Annotated in this window: 19 protein-coding genes and 1 tRNA gene; 8 read left to right on the top strand and 12 right to left on the bottom strand. The window is 51.0% G+C overall.

Going from position 1 to position 18,292, the window contains the following annotated elements:
• Window positions 1-604: 604 nt before the first annotated feature.
• Window positions 605-1,375 carry an enoyl-CoA hydratase/isomerase family protein gene (locus VGS11_04885; protein ID HEV2119424.1) on the bottom strand — a complete coding sequence of 257 codons (771 nt, stop codon included), beginning with the start codon at window positions 1,373-1,375 and terminating at the stop codon, window positions 605-607.
• A 107-nt stretch (window positions 1,376-1,482) separates the two neighbouring features.
• On the opposite strand from VGS11_04885, the gene VGS11_04880 reads away from it, so the two are divergent.
• Window positions 1,483-2,304 carry an HD domain-containing protein gene (locus VGS11_04880; GenBank protein ID HEV2119423.1) on the top strand — a complete coding sequence of 274 codons (822 nt, stop codon included), beginning with the start codon at window positions 1,483-1,485 and terminating at the stop codon, window positions 2,302-2,304.
• Window positions 2,305-2,360: 56 nt separating this feature from the next.
• Here the strand turns inward: VGS11_04880 and VGS11_04875 are convergent, their stop codons facing one another.
• From VGS11_04875 to ychF, 6 genes are all read right to left on the bottom strand, one after another.
• Complete coding sequence (locus VGS11_04875; GenBank protein HEV2119422.1) at window positions 2,361-2,654, bottom strand: OB-fold nucleic acid binding domain-containing protein; 294 nt, start codon at window positions 2,652-2,654, stop codon at window positions 2,361-2,363.
• Between the two features lie 3 nt (window positions 2,655-2,657).
• Window positions 2,658-3,032, bottom strand: a complete 375-nt coding sequence (locus tag VGS11_04870; protein ID HEV2119421.1) for a TRAM domain-containing protein — start codon at window positions 3,030-3,032, stop codon at window positions 2,658-2,660.
• A gap of 783 nt (window positions 3,033-3,815) precedes the next feature.
• Entirely contained in the window at window positions 3,816-6,320 is a 2,505-nt protein-coding gene (locus tag VGS11_04865; protein ID HEV2119420.1) for a valine--tRNA ligase, read from the bottom strand.
• A 36-nt stretch (window positions 6,321-6,356) separates the two neighbouring features.
• On the bottom strand, window positions 6,357-7,463 hold the full coding sequence (locus tag VGS11_04860) for a hypothetical protein (protein HEV2119419.1): 1,107 nt from the start codon (window positions 7,461-7,463) through the stop codon (window positions 6,357-6,359).
• Between the two features lie 13 nt (window positions 7,464-7,476).
• Window positions 7,477-8,682, bottom strand: coding sequence for a methionine adenosyltransferase (locus tag VGS11_04855; protein ID HEV2119418.1), 1,206 nt, complete (start codon window positions 8,680-8,682; stop codon window positions 7,477-7,479).
• A gap of 92 nt (window positions 8,683-8,774) precedes the next feature.
• Window positions 8,775-9,986: a YchF-related putative GTPase gene (gene ychF / locus VGS11_04850; GenBank protein HEV2119417.1), complete on the bottom strand. Its 1,212-nt coding sequence runs from the start codon at window positions 9,984-9,986 to the stop codon at window positions 8,775-8,777.
• Between the two features lie 247 nt (window positions 9,987-10,233).
• Between ychF and VGS11_04845 the strand changes: the two genes are divergently transcribed.
• Window positions 10,234-10,428, top strand: coding sequence for a hypothetical protein (locus VGS11_04845; protein ID HEV2119416.1), 195 nt, complete (start codon window positions 10,234-10,236; stop codon window positions 10,426-10,428).
• Here the strand turns inward: VGS11_04845 and VGS11_04840 are convergent.
• Genes VGS11_04840 through VGS11_04830 form a run of 3 tightly spaced genes read right to left on the bottom strand, consistent with a single transcriptional unit; the run spans window position 10,425 to window position 11,854 of the window.
• Window positions 10,425-10,742 (bottom strand): MoaD/ThiS family protein, encoded by a 318-nt coding sequence (locus VGS11_04840; GenBank protein HEV2119415.1) that lies wholly within the window; start codon window positions 10,740-10,742, stop codon window positions 10,425-10,427. The genes VGS11_04845 and VGS11_04840 overlap by 4 nt on opposite strands.
• Complete coding sequence (locus tag VGS11_04835) at window positions 10,735-11,589, bottom strand: ParB N-terminal domain-containing protein (protein ID HEV2119414.1); 855 nt, start codon at window positions 11,587-11,589, stop codon at window positions 10,735-10,737. The genes VGS11_04840 and VGS11_04835 overlap by 8 nt, the downstream gene beginning before the upstream one ends.
• A 22-nt stretch (window positions 11,590-11,611) precedes the next feature.
• On the bottom strand, window positions 11,612-11,854 hold the full coding sequence (locus VGS11_04830) for a 30S ribosomal protein S17e (protein HEV2119413.1): 243 nt from the start codon (window positions 11,852-11,854) through the stop codon (window positions 11,612-11,614).
• A 121-nt stretch (window positions 11,855-11,975) separates the two neighbouring features.
• On the opposite strand from VGS11_04830, the gene VGS11_04825 reads away from it, so the two are divergent.
• The 4 genes from VGS11_04825 to VGS11_04810 all read left to right on the top strand — a co-directional run bounded on the left by VGS11_04825 (window position 11,976) and on the right by VGS11_04810 (window position 15,002).
• Window positions 11,976-12,197, top strand: coding sequence for a histone family protein (locus tag VGS11_04825; GenBank protein ID HEV2119412.1), 222 nt, complete (start codon window positions 11,976-11,978; stop codon window positions 12,195-12,197).
• A gap of 77 nt (window positions 12,198-12,274) precedes the next feature.
• Complete coding sequence (gene thsB, locus VGS11_04820; protein ID HEV2119411.1) at window positions 12,275-13,891, top strand: thermosome subunit beta; 1,617 nt, start codon at window positions 12,275-12,277, stop codon at window positions 13,889-13,891.
• A gap of 416 nt (window positions 13,892-14,307) precedes the next feature.
• Window positions 14,308-14,419: transfer RNA gene (locus VGS11_04815), tRNA-Glu, on the top strand.
• Window positions 14,420-14,432: 13 nt separating this feature from the next.
• Window positions 14,433-15,002, top strand: a complete 570-nt coding sequence (locus tag VGS11_04810) for an adenylate kinase family protein (GenBank protein HEV2119410.1) — start codon at window positions 14,433-14,435, stop codon at window positions 15,000-15,002.
• 88 nt (window positions 15,003-15,090) lie between these two features.
• On the opposite strand, the gene VGS11_04805 is transcribed toward VGS11_04810, so the two are convergent.
• Window positions 15,091-15,291, bottom strand: a complete 201-nt coding sequence (locus VGS11_04805) for a hypothetical protein (protein HEV2119409.1) — start codon at window positions 15,289-15,291, stop codon at window positions 15,091-15,093.
• Between VGS11_04805 and VGS11_04800 the strand changes: the two genes are divergently transcribed.
• Together VGS11_04800 and tgtA are read left to right on the top strand one after the other, a co-directional pair.
• The gene (locus VGS11_04800; protein HEV2119408.1) at window positions 15,290-15,691 is read left to right on the top strand and encodes an Lsm family RNA-binding protein; all 402 of its coding nucleotides are present in this window, start codon (window positions 15,290-15,292) and stop codon (window positions 15,689-15,691) included. The two genes, VGS11_04805 and VGS11_04800, sit on opposite strands and share 2 nt — an antisense overlap.
• An 8-nt stretch (window positions 15,692-15,699) precedes the next feature.
• A complete protein-coding gene (gene tgtA / locus VGS11_04795; GenBank protein HEV2119407.1) occupies window positions 15,700-17,274 on the top strand; it encodes a tRNA guanosine(15) transglycosylase TgtA in 1,575 nt (524 codons plus the stop codon).
• Here the strand turns inward: tgtA and VGS11_04790 are convergent.
• Window positions 17,271-17,969, bottom strand: a complete 699-nt coding sequence (locus VGS11_04790) for a PAC2 family protein (protein HEV2119406.1) — start codon at window positions 17,967-17,969, stop codon at window positions 17,271-17,273. The two genes, tgtA and VGS11_04790, sit on opposite strands and share 4 nt — an antisense overlap.
• Window positions 17,970-18,292: the final 323 nt, after the last annotated feature.

The raw sequence follows: 18,292 nt of genomic DNA, 5'->3' as shown, positions 1-18,292 counted from the left end.
CACCATGCCGTCCAGATCAACCGGACGAGCTGACCGACTGGGTTCGTGCCTACTATCCAGGGAGGAAGGCGAAAGGCGAGACGGTTCGAAGAACAGCGCAAAAGCTCAGGGAGGAAGGGGTCCTATCCTGACTTTACGGATATCATCCGTAAATTATTTGGCAGAGGGAATGGGATTCCAAAAGTGTTAAGCGTTACCACGACAGAGTACCCGCCTATGCCAAAGCGTCAGGCAACCGTGGGTTCGAATCCCACTCCCGGCGCCAAATAATTCAGTTAAGCCGCCGTGTTAGCAACGGCTGGTTGGGGACAAGAGGCGATATGAATAGTATACTTGTCCAATCGTACGTGGTCGTGACATCTTGGGCATTCTAAGGTCTTCATTTCGGTTCTAACGTTCCTGCCCTTCCAATTTCCTCCTCGCATTTGTTATTCTTACACCTCTATTTTGCCATTGTACTGGTTTGCTGGCTCCGACTGAGCCGCATCGTCCAGCCTACACGAACAGGTCGCTGGACCCGATATAAGGACTCTTTCACCGAAGCGCTGATCGAGCAGTGATATTGAATCTCTTCGCTGCGGGGGGCGCCAGAAAATTAGTGGCGTTATCGATAATAGTCTGGCGAGCGTTTCTCCACGAAGGCGCTTGACCCCTCTCGAAACTCCTTGCTTGTTATCGTTCTCAGTAGTTCCTTGTATGCCGTCTCTAGTTTTGTCTTTGTGAGGTCAGTCTTCTTGAGTCGTTTGAAACTTGAGTTCGATATGGGAGATACATGCATCATCTCTCGAATAATCTTCTCCAGTGTTGGAGTTAGTTTCTCTCTCGGAACTGAATAGTTGACGAGGCCATAGTTAGTAGCATCTGTTGCGCTAAGAGGGGTTCCGGTCAAGTTCATCTCGACAAGTTTTCTTCCATTCATTAGAGACGGTCCGATTATCCCAGAAATACAGCAGAGTGCTCCGACTCTTCCTCCCGAGAAAGCGAACGATGATTCAATCGATGCAACGACGACGTCGGAAGCTAGGGCAATTTCTGCACCAGCTCCGTATGCCGGCCCATCGACCACGGATATGAGCGGTTTCTCGCATTTGAAGAGCTGGTCCCAGAACGGCTTGACGAGTCCATAAACGAATTCTCTTGCTTCGACTCTTGACTTGAATCCTCCGACTTCTCTAACGTCGAGACCAGTGGAGAATGCCTTTCCAGCGCCGGTAATCTCAACAACTCTTGCATCACTGTTTTCCGTTGCTAGACTCAACGCCTTCCTCAAGTCGCGAAACATTCCCCTTGAAAGGGCATTGAGGACTTGCGGACGGTTCATTTCAATGTGAGCGACATTGTCGGTGACTGCGTATTCGACGTTTTCGAGCTTCATTTCGACAACTCGTTACGCACGACGACTTGATCTCTGGAAAGTAATTTGGCTTTGGGTCGCTGGTTCGACAACCTTTTTGAAGCGCTACGGGAAGGAGCCGATTGTCGGTGCGTACTGCTACGATTAATCTGCCTTACAATTCAAATCAGAAACTCAAGACGGTTCTTGACCGCGTCAATAGTGACGAGTATCTGCAGAGCCTCTGGGATTGCATAAACACTAACGCAGTTCGTAGGCTGGGTCTTTCAGACCATGGTAGAGTCCATTTCGCCATAGTTTCTAATATTGGCTTGAAGATTCTCCGGAACCTGATCGAGGCTGGTGTGGAACCGAGTATCGTCACTGATCATAAGCTCACTAATGATGATGCTGAGGTCGTGGTATTTCTTGGGTCGGTGTTGCATGATTTAGGAATGGTAGCGCACAGAGAGAATCATCAGATCTTTAGCGTCTCTCTCGCGGCTCAGATCATACCGGGGCTTTTGACCGGAATATACGGGGACAAGGAGAGAGCCATCATAACAGCAGAAGCGCTTCACACGATTTATGCTCATGAATCTGAGATTCCCCAATTCACAATCGAAGCTGGAGTTGTGAGAGTCGCAGACGCACTGGATATGAAGGAAGGCCGCGCCAGGATTCCCTTTACCGCTGGGAAAAAGGACATCCATGCCCTTTCAGCTATGTCGATCCGAGACGTGAAAATCCGAAAGAGCAAACAAAAACCCGTAATCGTTGAGATAAGCATGTACAATGAGTCCGGGATCTTCCAGGTCGACCAGTTACTGAAGAAGAAAATACTTGGAACGAAGATCGAAGGTTTCATTGAGGTCGTTGCTCAAGTCGAAAACCAGCAAAGGAAAACCGTACTCACAAGATACACGCTCGGAGCAACGGACACATCAACTCCAAAAGTCAGTATCGAGTGAGTAGAGCGCTCTATCGAGTTGTTCAGTCGCGAATCCGATCGTCTGGGACTACGTGTCTAGGCGGATTCCACTTTTGCGAGCTTTCCATATCTTCCGACGTTTAATTGAAGCTCTCCCCTAAACGAGTCAACATATCCGTTTTCGATCTGAACATTATCGTTGACCGCAACCTTCGAAATGTTCTCATTCCACAAAGTGACTTTGACTGTTCCGGACTCGTCTTGGAGAGTGGCGCTGGCAACTTGTCCGGGTCCGAATTTTGTCTGCACATCCCGGGGAGTCTCCATATCGACGATTTTTCCCGTAACGTCGACTCTCCTCATTCCGGGTTTAAGTTCCGCGATTTTCAATTGTTATTCTCCTGTGACGACTTCTCCTGTCGCGAAATTGCCTCGCACCGAGGTTATTCTGACTTTTACTTGGTCGCCTTGGTTTGTCCCGGGCACGAAGACGACGAAGTTGTTAATTCTCGCTATTCCGTCCCCTCGTTTACCAACGGAATCGATTGTAACGTCGACCTCTTGGCCTTCTTCTACTGGTGCCGGTCCGCGGTTCCGGTCCTGCCCGCGATCGTAACCACGATCGTATCCTCGACCGCCGCCTCCCCCGCCGCGGCCGTAGCTTCCGCCCCCTCCGCCTCTGCCGTAACCTCCTCCACTACTTCCTCCGCCGCTTCTAGGGTAGCCGCCTTTTCTGCCGTAACTTCTTCTCGGTCTCTCTTCTCCCATTTTTCTTGCCATCCTTTGTGTTTGCTAAGGAGTCTAAACCGTTTTGCGGTCAACATGAAAAGGATTGCTGCAATCGAGAACTTGCAAGGAAACCATTCTCAATCTGACCTGTTGGTCCAACTGACGCCTTCGCGGAAGATTTTACTCCTGTCATGATATAAGACTTGACTTCTTGTATGAAAACTATGGACTGAACGATTGAGCCGAAGCGTTTGGCCTTAGCGAAGCCTTCAAGGCAATGGTCATCGTCTGGGAACGCTTCTCAGCGATTCGACGGCTTCTCGAGTAACCAGAGCGTTTCCAGCATTGAGCAACCGGTCGCCTCATGGCCGACCGTGATGATAACGGCCGAGCAAAGCTTAAGCTTCTCAACGGATGCAATCTTAAGCGGTAAAAATTGTCGGAATCTTCAGCTCAAACCAGCTTTCTCGTAAAATGTTCCTCTTGCAATGTCGGTATGACCGATATGGGAGACATTCCGTTCCGGACGGGAGGAACGAGTGGGGCCGCGCATCTCCTATTTGGGAACTGGGCCGAGCTGGGAGAGGGCGTTTTACACCTCGATGCCTTCGTTTGCCAGAATTGTGGAAGGGTCCAACTCTTCGCAGACGAACGGACGAGAGACTCTATCGGTCATTGACTCTAAGACGTAAACGAGCAAACCAGTCGCGCCAATTCAACGATTCGTTCCTCCCTCGGTCAGAGGAACAATGAGGCTGCAACTGGACAGTTCTGAGCGGGAGTGTTCCATAGCCACTGGTCTTCCAAGAAGAAAAGACTCGACTATACAATAAGTTCAACCCTGAATCCAGGGGTCTGCTCTCTTCCCTGGCTTGGGTTTGTGGGCGAGCGTTCGAGTTCGATTGAATCAGCTTTGAGCGTTTTGAGAATGGTTTCCTCGTTCTCTTTCAGAAGGTGCAGGTTCTCCGCGTCGGTTCTTACGACGATTTTTTTGATATTCGAACCTAATGAGAGACCCTTTGAGGACTTTTCGCGACGAAGCTGAGCGATGACGTTTAAGAGGAGTGCGCCGTTGTGAATCGATGTGTCGTCGATGGGTCTGTCGCGCTCCGGCCAGTGTTCTTGGTGTATACTCTTGGCGATTCCTGATGGGAATTGATGGTAAATCGCCTCTGACATATGAGGGCATATGGGTGCGAGGAGCTTGCAAATAGTAAGAAGCGCCTCTTGCAAGCAATATTGAGTTGCTTTGAAGTCAGCCGAGTTCCCTCCAGCTTGAAGTCTATGCTTTACCGCTTCCAAGTAATCATCAGCCAGCGCATGCCACGTGAAGTTTCTGATCGCTTCCAAAGCCACGTTGAACTGGAACGTTTCAAAGGCGTCTGATACCTGCTCTGTCAACTTCTGAATGGAGGCCAGAAGCCAACGATCGATGAGTGGCGGATTCGTAGGTTTTTTCAGAGAAAGGGATTCGGTTCTGTTGGTGAGAACAAACCTAGCTACGTTCCAGAGCTTCGTCAGGAACTTTTTCCCGTATTCGAGTTCGTTCCAGCGGAATGGTATGTCATAGCCGGTCGATCCTCCTGCAGCTGCCCATTGTCGAAGTGCGTCTGCTCCCACTTTTCTGATTGCCTCGTCGGCTTCCACATAGTTTCCGTAGGATTTGTGCATCATACGACCATCGGTCCCTTTCACCATCCCGTTGATTAGGAGCGTTTTGTAAGGGGCGGTGCGGAATAACGCGAGATTTCTAACAAGGAGATAGTAGTCCCACGTTCGAACGATATCGAGACCGTTGGGTTGTAAGTCTGCCGGGAAGAGTCTTGCGAATAGGTCTGAATCGTTTGGCCAGCCTGCGTGGACGGGAGCGGTTATGGATGAGTCCATCCAGGTATCAAGCACGTCCGTTTCACCAATAAGTTCCTGGCTCCCGCAGTTCGAGCATTTTTCTTGTGGCGGTTTGTCCTTTCGAGGATCCACAGGGAGCTTGCTTTCATCTGGGAGTATTGATGTGTGACACTTTGTGCAATACCAGATCGGTATCGGTGTAGCGAAAATTCTCTGTCGGGATATTACCCAGTCCCAGTCGAGGGATTCGGCCCAATCGATGAGACGTTGCTTGGCGAAGGGTGGGATCCAATCCAGCTTTCCAGCCCATTCTACGACGTTGCGTGTCATGTCCCGGGTCTTCATGAACCATTGGGGTCTTGCGATGATCTCGACGGGCGTTTGGCATCGCCAACATGTTCCGATGTTCTGTTGTGTTGTCTCGGTCTTGTTGATCAGTCCTTGAGCTCGTAGCTCTGCAACAATTTTCTTTCTTGCTTCCTCTGTCTTGAGGCCTTTGAACCGGGGGTCATCAACGGATAATCTGCCGCTTTCTGTAAGCGCCTTGATGACCGGGAGATGGTATTTTTTTTGCCATCTGACGTCTGTCTTGTCCCCGAAGGTGCATATCATTACCGCGCCAGTGCCGTATTGGGAATCCACTTCATCGTCGGCTATTACCCGGGCTTTCTGGCCGAAGATTGGCACCGTCATGTTTTTTCCTACAATCGCTTTGTACCTCTCATCCTTTGGGTTGACTGCTATTCCGACGCAGGCGGCGAGAAGTTCCGGTCGCGTCGATGCGATCTCGACGTTATCGTTAGATGATCCGAACTTCATGAAGTATAGGATTCCTTTACGTTCATGGTACACCACCTCTGCTTCTGCTATTGCCGTTTCGTCGCGGGGACACCAGTTCACAGGATGTTCTCCGCGGTAGAGATGGTTGGACTTGTACAGTTGGAGGAAGGAAAGTTGAGTGAGCTTGTAGTAAGCTGGGTCCATTGTTCTGTATTCTAGTGACCAGTCCGAGGATATTCCAAGCCGATTCATTGATTGCTTCATCTTGGTGATATACTCGCCCGTGAGTTTTCGGCACATTTCGATGAACTGTTCTGGAGGCAGGTCGTTTTTTCGCACTTTGAATGTCTGTTCAACTCTAACTTCTGTCGGGAGGCCGTGGCAGTCCCAGCCTTGGGGAAAGTGCACGTTGAACCCCTTCATCCGTTTGTAGCGTGCTACGAAATCGATGTAGCACCAGTTCAACGCGTTTCCGACATGAAAGTCGCCGCTGGGATACGGGGGAGGCGTGTCGATGCTGAACGTCTTGAGGGATTTTTCGTGGGCGTCGAAGTGGTAAATGTCGTTCTGGCGCCAGTACTCCTGCCATTTGGTTTCTTCCACTGCCGGTTCATAGTTCTTGCCAAGGGCAAACTCCGGACTAGATCTTGATTGGTTTTCGGAAGAATGCTCGGATTCCTTATGGTCTGAACGGCTCAACTTCAATTCTTTCGAACTTGACGGTGATGCAAGCTCCTACGCCTGAACAGGTGGAGCTTCGGGTTCGGGTGTCTTATAAGTCGTTGGACTTTCTCGAAGCACTATTTTCCTTTTGACTCTCCTAATTGCCCATGCGATTGCAACCAGCAGGGACAAGGCTCCAACAACTAGCGCGGTCAAAGAAACGAGATAGGGAACTATGGAGAAAAGGCCGCCTAAGATAGAGCCTCCAACGATCGCTACTTCAAAGTAGAAGTCGAAAAACCAGTGTAGGAGTATCGCTGCGTAGGCTCCGTACCCAACATAGACAATAGCTATGACGAAGCCAGAGACAGCCGCTGTAACAACCTTGCCCGCCCCCCAGCTGGTCCCACCTCCGGATTCAACATGGGCAAGGCCAAACAATACCGACGAGACAAAGATGAAGATCCACTCTAGCCAGTGGACCCCGCGCCAACCACTAACCGCAAAGGTAGGATATCCCGTCTTGTGTTTCGCGCGTTCAGGTGAGAGAAAGGATAGACCGGCGATTGAGAGAAACTTGGTCGCGGAAGGGCCTTGCCCGGTGTCGAGTCTCCTCCACAAGATTCTGATGGGCACTACGAGACTCAGCGGCGTAATAATTCGGTAGGCAAGCTCCTCGCCTATAGGGGCGTAAGCTAGGCCAGCAAAGAGTTGCGCCTGTGTCGGACATCTGTTGATGTTGGGATCGCACAGTGATCCGGATGGGACCCCGACTTGGCTTAGAGCAAACGTCACGATTAAGACGATGATAATGAGCCCGGAGGAGATTAGCGGCATGGCAACAAGCCAGTTTGACGAGCCAGTAATTCGTCCAACTTTGGTTAATCCTTTCAGACCTGAGAGGAAGCCGTCTCTCGATCTAAACCCCGCGGCGAAACAAAGTGCGAAAATGAAGATGCACGCATAGGTTAGAAATGATAGGGGGAGTACGGTGTACCTTGAGTATATGTAGAAAAATCCGAGGGCTGGTCTTCCGCTAGAAGCCATTAGATCACTCGCCAGTTGGGTTACCGTAACTAGTGCGAATGCTAAACCCATTACTAGAACGTACGTAAGAACAACAAAGAACGCGGCTACGGCGGAAATCCAGCCAAGAACTGCCCGTGAGGTTGAACTCATGGGATTTGTTGGCCTAGCAGACCGGTATCTTTCCTTCGGTCAGGCGTTTGGTAAAATCGTTAATGTTGTTGAGGTCGGATTTTGCGATCTCTGAAGCGGCCTTCGAGACTCCCTTTAGTTCTACTCCTTTGTCAAGGATGAGTTCCACCCCTGCGACTTTCGGTTCGTTGATAGGCTTTCCTATTTGGCTCAGCAGCCAGACGTAAACTTCCCTAACGCCGGGGACTTTTTGGTGGACGTGTTGGGCGATCTCGTAGGTTAGAAGGTTGTATATCTTTCCGACATGGCTAACAGGGTTCTTGCCAGCAGCTGCCTCTGAGCAGGTTGGACGGTTGAGTGGTATGACGCCGTTGACTCGGTTTCCTCGGCCTACTTGACCGCCATCACCGTCGTCCGCTGACGTTCCGAGCACTGTGAGGTAGATTCCTCCCATGCCCCGCCCCCTCTTGTCCAGAGTATTGATATCAACATTCACGCCGTCAAATTTCACCCTTGACTTGACAAAGCGCGTCACGTCCTCGACCACCTCTGCCTTGCGCTGGAAGTATTGATTCTCGTTCTCAATTAGGCGGTCAACGAAAGCCATGGCAATTGTAAGGTTTAGATCTTTTCCTTCTCTTGAGCCCATTATCTTGACGTCTTCGCCTGTTTCCGGGAATTCTTTCTTGAAGCTGGGAGAGTTGATGTAGCGTTCTGTGTGAAGAACAATTCTCTCGGTGTCAGTAAGGGGCGCATAGCCTACTGCGGCTGATGTGTCGTTTGCGCCATAGAATTTTCCTTTTCTACTGAAGATGTCTCGAAGTGCCTCTGAGCCTCGTGCTAGCTCAACTTGGTATCGGACGTGTCTATCAGGGTCAACGAATCGGAGGTTTTTCTTGAACCACTTCTTCGCCGTCGAAACTGCTATCTCGTCAATAGGTATCGGATCACCATCTACCTCGTATGTGGCTCTATCTCCGAAGACCATTAGCATAGGTCGTTTGACTTCCCCGCCTCCAAAATTTCTACTGACTGCTCCCGCCGCGAGGAGTGCCTTGTCGATGTTGTGGTGCATGACTATGCCGTATCGTTTGATGTATTCTCGACTCAGAGAGACGGAGACTTCGTTCATAACGGCGTCGCATATGTGGTCAGGATGTCCGAGCCCTTTTCGCTCAACAATTTCGAGCTCCTGTTCACCCACGGGGGTCTGTTTTAGTTCGCTGATAACTAGGCCCATTTTCTCAAACTCAAGAGTTTGAATGTGTCCGCGGCGAAGTTCTGTTATTAACGTTTGTTAGCCTATTCTCATAGGAATATTTTCGGGAAAAATTACTTCTTGTGGGCGGCCGTGACGATCGAGATCACGTCTCGATCTCGCAGAAGATATTCATTGGGCAATCTCAAACCATCGCGGGTGTCAATCGCATAAAGCATCTTCTCAGCTAGCTCTGAATGTATTTCGTTGGCCAGATCTTTCGGCGTATATTCGCGGGGAACCAAGAAAACGTCGGGTAGAACGTTTCCCTTCTTGTCCGCGAAGGTCTTCGGATCTTCGACAGGGTATACAGCGTTCATTCCCAGTAGTTTGAAGACCGCGGAGTTCAGGGCGAACTCTACTCCAGTCCTCATTAGCTTGGTCATGACCTTTTGCTGCACGTATGCAAGGGCCCAAGCTTGGTCCTTGGATATTCGCGATTCGTCAAGGACCATGAAGGTCTCTTCACCCGGAACATACTCTATCAAGCCCTTCTCTTGGGCTCGTTTCAATGCGAGCTCTGCTTCGCTTGAAGCAGGTATGACGAGCTGAGAGCTGAATTCTTCGCGGAGTTTCTCGAGGTTCTTCTCGGAGTAGGCGAGGTCCATCTTGTTGGCGATGATCAAAGTTGGTTTTGAGACTGCTCGCAGCCTTTCAGAGAATTTTCTTGAATCTTCCTCCTTCCAGTCCTTCGGATGTCTTGTGGAGAGGTTTGCCGCCTCAAGAGCAGCTGTTACATGTTCTAGTTTGACTCCTATTCCGGCGAGTTCCTTGGCGAAGGCTTTGTCGTAGGCTCCGGTCTTAAGAGGTCGTTTGCGTAACCTTTGCATTGATCTATCGACAGACACTTTGAACCAGAGAACTAGCTCCTCTTCAATATCATAGACGTCCAGTATTGGATTTCCCATTCCAGCGCGGGCGATCTTGCCATCTGAGTCGATGCTCCCTGAGGCGTCGACCACGTGGAGAAGTGCATCTGCTTGTGCTACTACGTTCAGGAACTGTGTTCCGAGCCCTTTTCCCTTCCATGCTCCCTTGATCAACCCAGGGAGGTCGAGCACCTCGACAGGAATGAATCGCCAGCCATCTACGCACTTCGAGTTGCGGGGTCGATCTTTCAAGCCGAGTTCTCTGCAGACACAGAGGGTCTGAACTTGACCGAGAGCGGTGTTGGGTTTCTTTGTTGTAAACGGATAGGTTGAGACTTCCGCCGTGCTGGACGTTGCCGCGTTGAAGAAAGTAGTTTTCCCGGTATTTGTCTTTCCGATGATGCCTATCCGGATCAACTAAGAATCACACGTAGCTTGTTTGGGTTGAGGTGATATTAGAGCTCATGGATTTTTTCTCGAATTTGTTCGGTTGGGGATTTTCGTGAAGGGTGCGACGGGGGAGGAATCGACCCCCAAGGGATCGTTGAGGAAAGGATGTTTGGGAAAAAGGGGCCGGTCTCAGGACCACCAGGGTTCTCGATGGGCCGATTGAGGCGAACCGTTTATAGAGAGAGGCAAGCTCCGGACTAACAAGGTCCGAAAGATGCCATCGGAAATCACAAGCACAGACAAATTTGTCAGCCTATCAGAGGGCGCTCTAGAGTGCCGAGTAAAGCGAGCGAAGGATTTGGTCAAGCTAAAGCTAAGGACTCCGCGGCAGCTCTACACCCACAAGGTGAAATTGGAAAGGGCCGACGACGTTATCAAGCGACTAAAGTGCGAGATAGTTGAAGTCTAGCCCCCGTGCGCCACGGGAATAATGGTAACCCTCGTCCCAGGCTCGATCTGCGTCTTCAGTCCTTCGAATACATTGCAATCCTGATCGTTCAATAGTATGATCACGTTCGGTCTTGGGTCCTCAGTTCCTGCGTCGACCAAGAGTTCTCTGAAAGAATTGTTGTCTACGCCCTTCAAGAGCGTCGAGATTAGTTCTTGGACGGTTAGAGTGTTGGAGGTCGGCAGCTTGATTTCCCTGTTTCCTGCGGCCGAGCCGAGGACTCCGATAAGTTTCACTGGAATGGCATCCGCGGGCACGTTCAGCGTTTCATTCAAACAGGAAAACCTCCTCTAAGTAGCGTCTACTCCCAACCCTTGACCCTTCGGGTAACCGTTTGACCTTCCTCGATCGGATATATTTCTGATATCGGGATTGCGCTTCGGAAAAATCCGAAACCTGTAGCCAATCGATAGGGACTCCACCCCCTAGGGGCCTTGAGGGAACGAGGTGGCGAGTGGATTTCGGCGGGAACAACTTTCCTTTCTCGACGGTCTCGACGACCTCTTTTTTCTCGATCCTGATCGTTGACATAATAAGGCTCCCCGGACCTCCGGTTTCCGTGTTCTTCTTGTCCTGATATGCGATGCCAACGTCGTGCTCTCGAGCAGTGATTTCGATGCTGTGGGAGTCTCGGACCATCTCGTAGGGATCTGGACTACGGATGGGGAAGGCCAAACGAGACAGGGGTCTCTCGACCGTCGCATACCATCGCCTCTTTGAAAGTCCGTCCTCACATTCTTCTCGGCTCGCTTCCCTATGGTTGAGTCGCCTAAGGTCGTTCTCGAGCTTCGCAACGTTCGATCCTGAAAACAATCTAAACCATCTTTCAATCGCGATTTGAGGGTCGCCGTAGTCTACGAGGGCCGAGGGGATGAAGTTGCACTCTAACTGCTTAATTGCGGCCAATCTGTGCGTCCCGTCTAGAACGATTCCCGTTCTCCTGTCTGCGATTATTGGGTGTCGCAGAACCGGGTTTTCTTCTAGGGCGTTGACAAGTCTCTTGAGGTCTTCGGGAACCGTTTCTTCATGCGGCTTGAGATTTGATGCCTTCATTAGCGCGATAAGAATGGGTATTCTGGCGCCAGCAATCGAGTAGCCTTTCAGGGAAGAAGGGGCTTCCAAAACGCTGCTAGGCCAGCGTGTACTATGCTTGGTCGTCTGTTCCTTCGGGTCCGATTTCACCGGGTGCTGCGGCGCGTTTCGCTTCAACTATCTTAAGCCGGGTAACGTAACCGACTATCCTGTTTCGTAGTCGTTTAGTTCTCGCATCAACAAGGGTTGAGAGTGCGACTTTGTTCTCTTCATAATTCTTGCTGAACTTGTCCGGATACCGGGCGACGAGTTCTCTCGAAACTTTTTTGACCGCGGCTATCCGAACTTTTCCCACGCTAGCACATCCGAGAAGTCCGCGGACCTTCTGCTGGACTTTTAAATATTGGCGCGAAAGCGCGGTTACGTTCGACTAACTCTTTTATAGTCTGGTTTGGGAACCAAAATCGGTCCCATCCTTGGGAGAGAGCGAGATATCAACCGCTGCAGTGCATCGGCTCATAAAACGGGGCGGGGCCGGGCGAATAGGGGACGATGCAGCGGAGGAACTGCGAAAGGTGGTTGAAGAGTTTGCCATCCGGGTCGGCAAGGAAGCTCTGGAACTCGCAACGCACGCAGGGCGAAAAACGGTGAGATCAGAGGATATCCGTCTCGCTGTCAAGCGCATACAGAAGGAATAGCCTCAAACTCGCCCGCACTTGAGATAAGGTTTTTATTCGCAACTCCGCCGGCCCCTCTTTCCGAGTGCTAAGAGTAGATGTCATATCTCGCAAACCAACAAGTTTTGATTTTGAAGGAAGGATCCGCACGTAATCGCGGAAAGGATGCACAGAGAAGCAACATTAGCGCTGCTAGGATCGTCTCAGAGGTTGTCAAGACGACCCTTGGGCCCCGAGGTATGGACAAAATGCTTGTCGACAGCCTTGGTGATGTTACGGTAACAAGTGATGGGGCTACCGTTCTTGATGAGTTAGATGTTCAGCATCCCGCTGCGAAGATGCTTGTAGAGATAGCCAAGACCCAAGACGACGAAGTAGGCGATGGAACAACATCCGTCGTTGTTCTCGCAGGCGAACTATTGAAGCGCGCGGAATTCCTGCTTGACCAGGGCTTGCACCCGACCGTCATTAACGCGGGATTCAAGAAGGCTGGGGACAAGGCCCGAGAGATTCTCAACGAGATCGGAAAAACAGTAGACCTGAAGGACACAGAGACCCTTCGTAAGATTGCCGTAACCGCTATGCGCGGCAAGTCGCTGGGAGGCGCGACTGAACACTTTGCGAATATTGCTGTCGATGCAGTTAACCACGTCATCGAAAAGAGGGGTGATGGGTTCACTGCCGATATCGAGAACATTCAGCTAGTAAAGAAGGAGGGTAAGAGCCTCCTCGATACCGAGCTGATCAAGGGAGTCATAGTGGACAAGGAAGTTGTTCACCCTGGAATGCCGAAGAGGATCGAAAAAGCAAAGATTGCACTATTGGATACTCCGTTAGAGATTGAGAAGACTGAGTTTAGCGCTGAAATCAAGATTAGCAATCCGCAGCAAATGCAGTCCTTCCTCGATGAAGAGACGAAACTGATGAAGGACATGGTTGAGAAGATCAAGAAATCTGGCGCAAACGTTGTTCTCTGCCAGAAGGGTATCGACGAAGTAGCTCAGTCATTCATGGCTAAGAACGGAATCTTGGCGGCGAGACGAATCAAGAAATCTGACATCGAAAAACTGTCAAGAGCTACTGGCGCACGGATTATCACCAACTTAGAAGACATTCGCAGCGCGGACTTAGGACTCGCAGGTCTCGTCGAAGAGCGAAAAATTGGCGATGACAAGATGGTTTTCATAGAAGGCGCAAAGGACCCGAAGTCCGTTAGCATCCTCATTAGAGCCGGTCTCGAAAGATTAGTTGACGAGGCCGAGAGAGCCCTCAAAGATGCACTCTCTGTCGTTATCGATGTTGTCAAGAAGAACAAGATAGTTGCAGGTGGCGGGGCTGTTGAGGTTGAGCTGGCAAAGCGAATCCGCGATCTTGCCCCGAAAATAGGGGGCAGAGAACAGCTCGCAGTTGAGGCTTTCGCCGATTCGCTGGAATCGATTCCACGAACCCTGTCCGACAACGCGGGCCTGGAACAGATTGACATCCTAGTGGCTCTACGAGCAGCTCACGAAAATAAGGGCTTGTGGAGTGGAATCAACGTTCACACTGGCCAAGTCTCCGATATGTGGAAGGAAGGAGTTCTGGAGCCGGTAAAAGTCAAAGAACACGCGATCGGATCGGCAGTAGAGGTAGCTTCGATGATACTGAGAATCGATGATGTAATCGCCGCGGCTAAACCGCCTCCTCCGCCGAAGGGCGGTCCGCCTCCGGAATAATCAGGCGATCAGGAAGAACCGAACGGGCACCTTAGGCCCTATGAATTCATGGGGCATCGAGTTCCCTCTTGAATACTCTGTTATCTCGCTTCGAAAACGTTCTACTCCGTTCATATTGTCTTGTCAGTTCGGCTTCTGAGACACCGAGGTAGGGGAGAATCAATCTTCGGATTTTTCAACTCAATTCCTCCAATCTACGCGCCTCCCCGTCCTCCGCCGACCGGAAAACCGCTAACAAACAGGCAGAAGGATTGCACTTGCCGCGACGATTATTTTCGTGATTGTGTTGTTCATTGCGGTTCTTCTGTTGCGTCGCAATCTCTCCTGATCATTGGCGAGAATTGCTCGAGTCAGTGCTGGAAAGTGGTTGGAGAAAACGACAATCCTTAACTGAAACTTATTTTCTGGAAGCCTTTGCTCCGGTAGTATAGCCCGGTCTACAAGTTTGGCCGAAAGTATGCCGGACTCTCGATCCGGCGACCCGGGTTCAAAAGGCTCTAAAGGAGTCTGAATGTCCCGGCCGGAGCACTAGATCACAAACTTGGCCAACATTATTCTCATTACCGGCACCCCGGGGGTCGGCAAGACGGCACTGGCCAAGAATCTCTCGCGGAGGCTAGGTTTCAAACTAGTCGAACCTAGCTATCTGGTAAAGAAAGAAAGGCTCTACACCCGCCATGACAGAACTCGGAGGACCTATGTTATCGATGAACGAAAGCTTCGAAAGCGACTGGAAGCCCTGTCGCGTTCATCAGAGAGAATGGTTGTCCCAACTCATATGGTTGGCGGATTCCTTCCGAAGAACTCAGTGAAAATAGCCTTGGTCCTTCGGCTAGACCCGGTTGTTCTCTACAAGCGTCTGCGAGCGAGAGGATGGACCAAGCGGAAAGCTTGGGAGAACACCGAGGCAGAGATTTTAGATGCGTCCCTCCAACAATCCCGATCACTCTTGGGAATACGGAAAGTGTTTGAGATTGACACCACTGGAAAGTCAGCCCAGGCGATTTACAGGGAAACACGACGCGCTTTGTCGAGAGGAAGCAATGGCAAGTCAGGAATTGTGAACTGGCTCGCTCGCTATGACCCAATAGAATTGGAGAGAACGCTGTGACTGACAGAAAGAAGTTCTGGATAATCAAATGCCCACGTTGTCAGGCCTATCAGATTGTCGATTCTAGAAACAAGGGCAAGACTTGTTCTCAGTGCTCACGACGGTTTGAGATTCTCAATCTCCACGTCTTGGTTTCAGCCAGAGATGCAAGAGAGGCTAGGGCCATCGTTGCAAAGCTGAAGATGCCCGCAACAGTCGCCTCTGAACCAAAGGTGATATAGCGGGTCTCCCAGTCAGCACGCTTCGAGGGTACTAGAGCACTGTCTTCGACCGCCGGCCGAAAATTCATGGAGGAGCTATCGAATCTTCTCCAAAAGCACGTCAGTGTCTTGACGACCCAAGGAAAGACCTTCATTGGCACTCTAACCGGCGTCGACACTGAAACGCTAAGTGTCTGCCTCACGAACGCGAAGTCGGACGCGGGGGATATTCACAAGGTGTTTCTGAACGGTGACACTATTGTCCAAATATCCAGTTTCGAGAAGCCATTCGATCTTCAGAGTCTCGGCGATCGACTCGAACGGGTCTTCCCTAGGATGGTGCGTGTAATAGATGATGCTGGAGTGATCGTTGTGATGGACCGGATCCGGGTCAACGAGAAGGGAATCATCGAAGGCACTGGTCCAGCTGCTGAGCGAGTTCAGAGGGTCTTCGACGAGTTCATGAGGGAAAAAGGCGTCAAGGCCTAAATCCCGTTTTGTCTTTTCAGGTACACGGCAAAGATCTTCTAGGCAGAATCGGAACACTGACCACTAAGAGCGGTAGCTTTCAAACACCGCACATGTTCCCAGTTATCGACCCGAACCTCCCGGTTCTAGATTCAAAATTCTATCACGAGGAAGGCATCAGAGCGATAATGACGAACGCCTATCTCTTGAGGAGAGGGCGACCTGGTCAGCCTCCAAGGGATGTTCATGTGACCCTGGGTTTCAGGGAGACAGTGGCTACGGACTCAGGGGCATACCAGATTCTTGAGTATGGCCACGTTGGGGTGAAGCCTGCCGAGATCGTTGCTTACCAGGAAAAGATTGACACTGACATCGGAGTGATTCTTGACTTTCCTACAGGCTTTCACAGCGACGCAAAACGCGCGGGATGGACTGTCGACGAGACAGTTCGCAGGGCGGACGAGGCTCTGAAGAGAATCAAACGAAAGGACATTCTATGGGTAGGTCCAGTGCAGGGCGGAATCCACATCAAAGAGGTTGCCCGGTCCGCGATGGAAATGGCCAAGCGACCGTTCTCTATCTACGCGCTCGGCAGTCCTACGGAATTGATGGAGGCGCAGCGTTTCGACGTTTTGGTGGATATGATCGTCGCTGCCAAGAAGAGTCTCCCTCACTCCCGACCCTTGCATCTGTTCGGCGCGGGCCACCCTGCAATGTTCCCGTTCATAGTCGCCCTAGGGTGTGATTTGTTCGATTCTGCAGCCTACGCGCTCTACGCTCGCAGAGGCAGATACCTCACCTCCGACGGGACTCAAGAACTGGCCGAGATCGAAGAATTTTCGTGCATGTGCAAGATCTGTGACAGCACAACCCCCGAGGAAATGAGACGTCTGGAAGCATCCGAGAGGGAACAGCTCCTGTCAAAACACAACCTTCTCACATGTTTCTCAGAACTGCGCAAGATACGAGAAGCGATCAGAAGGGGTCTTCTGTGGGATCTCATTGAACATCGAGCGTACGCAAACCCGGCTTTCAAGAAATTCCTTGCAAAAATTGTTCAACATTCCCACCTGCTAGAACGGTTCACGCCCACCGTTAAGCCACGCGGGATCTCCCATCTCGGGGAGGTCAGTGATCATAGGCCCGAGATTTTTCGATACAGTGTGCGCAGGTCCTCGATTCCAGTAGAGCGGCGTAACGCTGTGGTTCTCCTGCCTGGCCGATGGAGGAGACCTTACCATGAGGACCCTCGCAATTTACCGATAGTTAGCAAGCTCGCGAACAAGGTGAAGGTATCTGTCTGCTTCTACACAATTCCATTCGGTCCAGTGCCGATGGAGCTCGATGAGACCTTTCCGTTGGCGCAGACGGAGAGTTTCGACAGTCACGACCCGATGATGTACAAGCGGAGGGCGGAAATGGTGAATGCCTGGATCAAGCGAATGTCACCGAAACAGTTGTTCCTCGTTTCCGAGGGAGAGTACGGTGTTGCGGTTGGGAAGGAACTATCGGGAGCGACTCATAGGCTCAAGATTATCAGAATCCAAGCAAAAGGGGCGAAGCCGGATCGTACAGTCGATTCGATCATTCGGCGACTAAACTAGGCGTACAGTCGCTCGTGAGATTTCGTAAGTCTGGACTTGTGATCGTACTCTCGCTCGATAAGTTTCGCGTCCTTCAACAGTTCTTTCAGGTTGACTTTGAAATTGTAGGCTTTCGAGATTTTCCGAATGGCTAACGCGGCGGCTGCAGGGTCGGCCCGGGCTGGCTCCGCGTAGGGAAGAACTGCTACTGCCGGGAAGTCGTGTATTTCGAACTCACTCAGCATGACCGCTAGCGGGCCATAGACGAGCAAGCCGGGTTCGAGGATTGGCGCTTTGAACACTTTTGCCTGGTCGATATACGCACCCGTCGGAACGACGCAAAAGTCGTCGTTGTTGTTTCTGAACGACGAATCGAGTCCTCCGATCAGAATCGCGTCCTTGAATTTGCCCTTCACAGCCCAGTTTGCCAAGGCCTTTGCGAACTCTGCTTCTTCGGATCTGTGCGGAGAAAATTCTAGCTTGACCAAGACGGTTTTACCTCTCCGGTAGACCTCGAAAGGTGTGACCAGTCCTCCGTCCGCTGTCCCGACCCAGGGAGGTGGGTTTGCGACTTGGATGAAGCCCACTCGTTCTGCTTTCAGTGCGTGTATCATGTAGGAGGTCGCAATGTAACCCGTCTGTCCTACACCATGGAACCCTGTGACGAGGGTTGAGCCTTTGAGATTCTTCGAATCAACGAGAAGCTGAACTGGCACTCTAATACCAACCGAACGAAGTGGATTCTTCTATCGTAATCGTGCCTAAAAATCTCTCCGGAGACTTGGTCGGGGTGTTTTTGCGCGATGCGCTCTTTATTTGGGAAGAAGACTGCCTAAACATGAAGATTATTGTCGGGTCCAGGCAGGTTCATGGGCTGGATAAGAGGACCTTCTCACTACAGGGAGTAGGTGAAGAAAGGTTCCTTGAAACTTGACCAGCGAAGAATAGTCGTTCTTCCTTTCGCCAACATGAGCCTGACCCGGCTGACTCGTATTCTTCTGATGGTATCGCGGATGAGATAATCTCGACGCTTTTGACC

This window comes from Candidatus Bathyarchaeia archaeon (genome assembly GCA_035935655.1).
Taxonomy (GTDB): Archaea; Thermoproteota; Bathyarchaeia; order 40CM-2-53-6; family 40CM-2-53-6; genus 40CM-2-53-6.
This window is presented reverse-complemented; position numbering and strand designations above follow the sequence as displayed.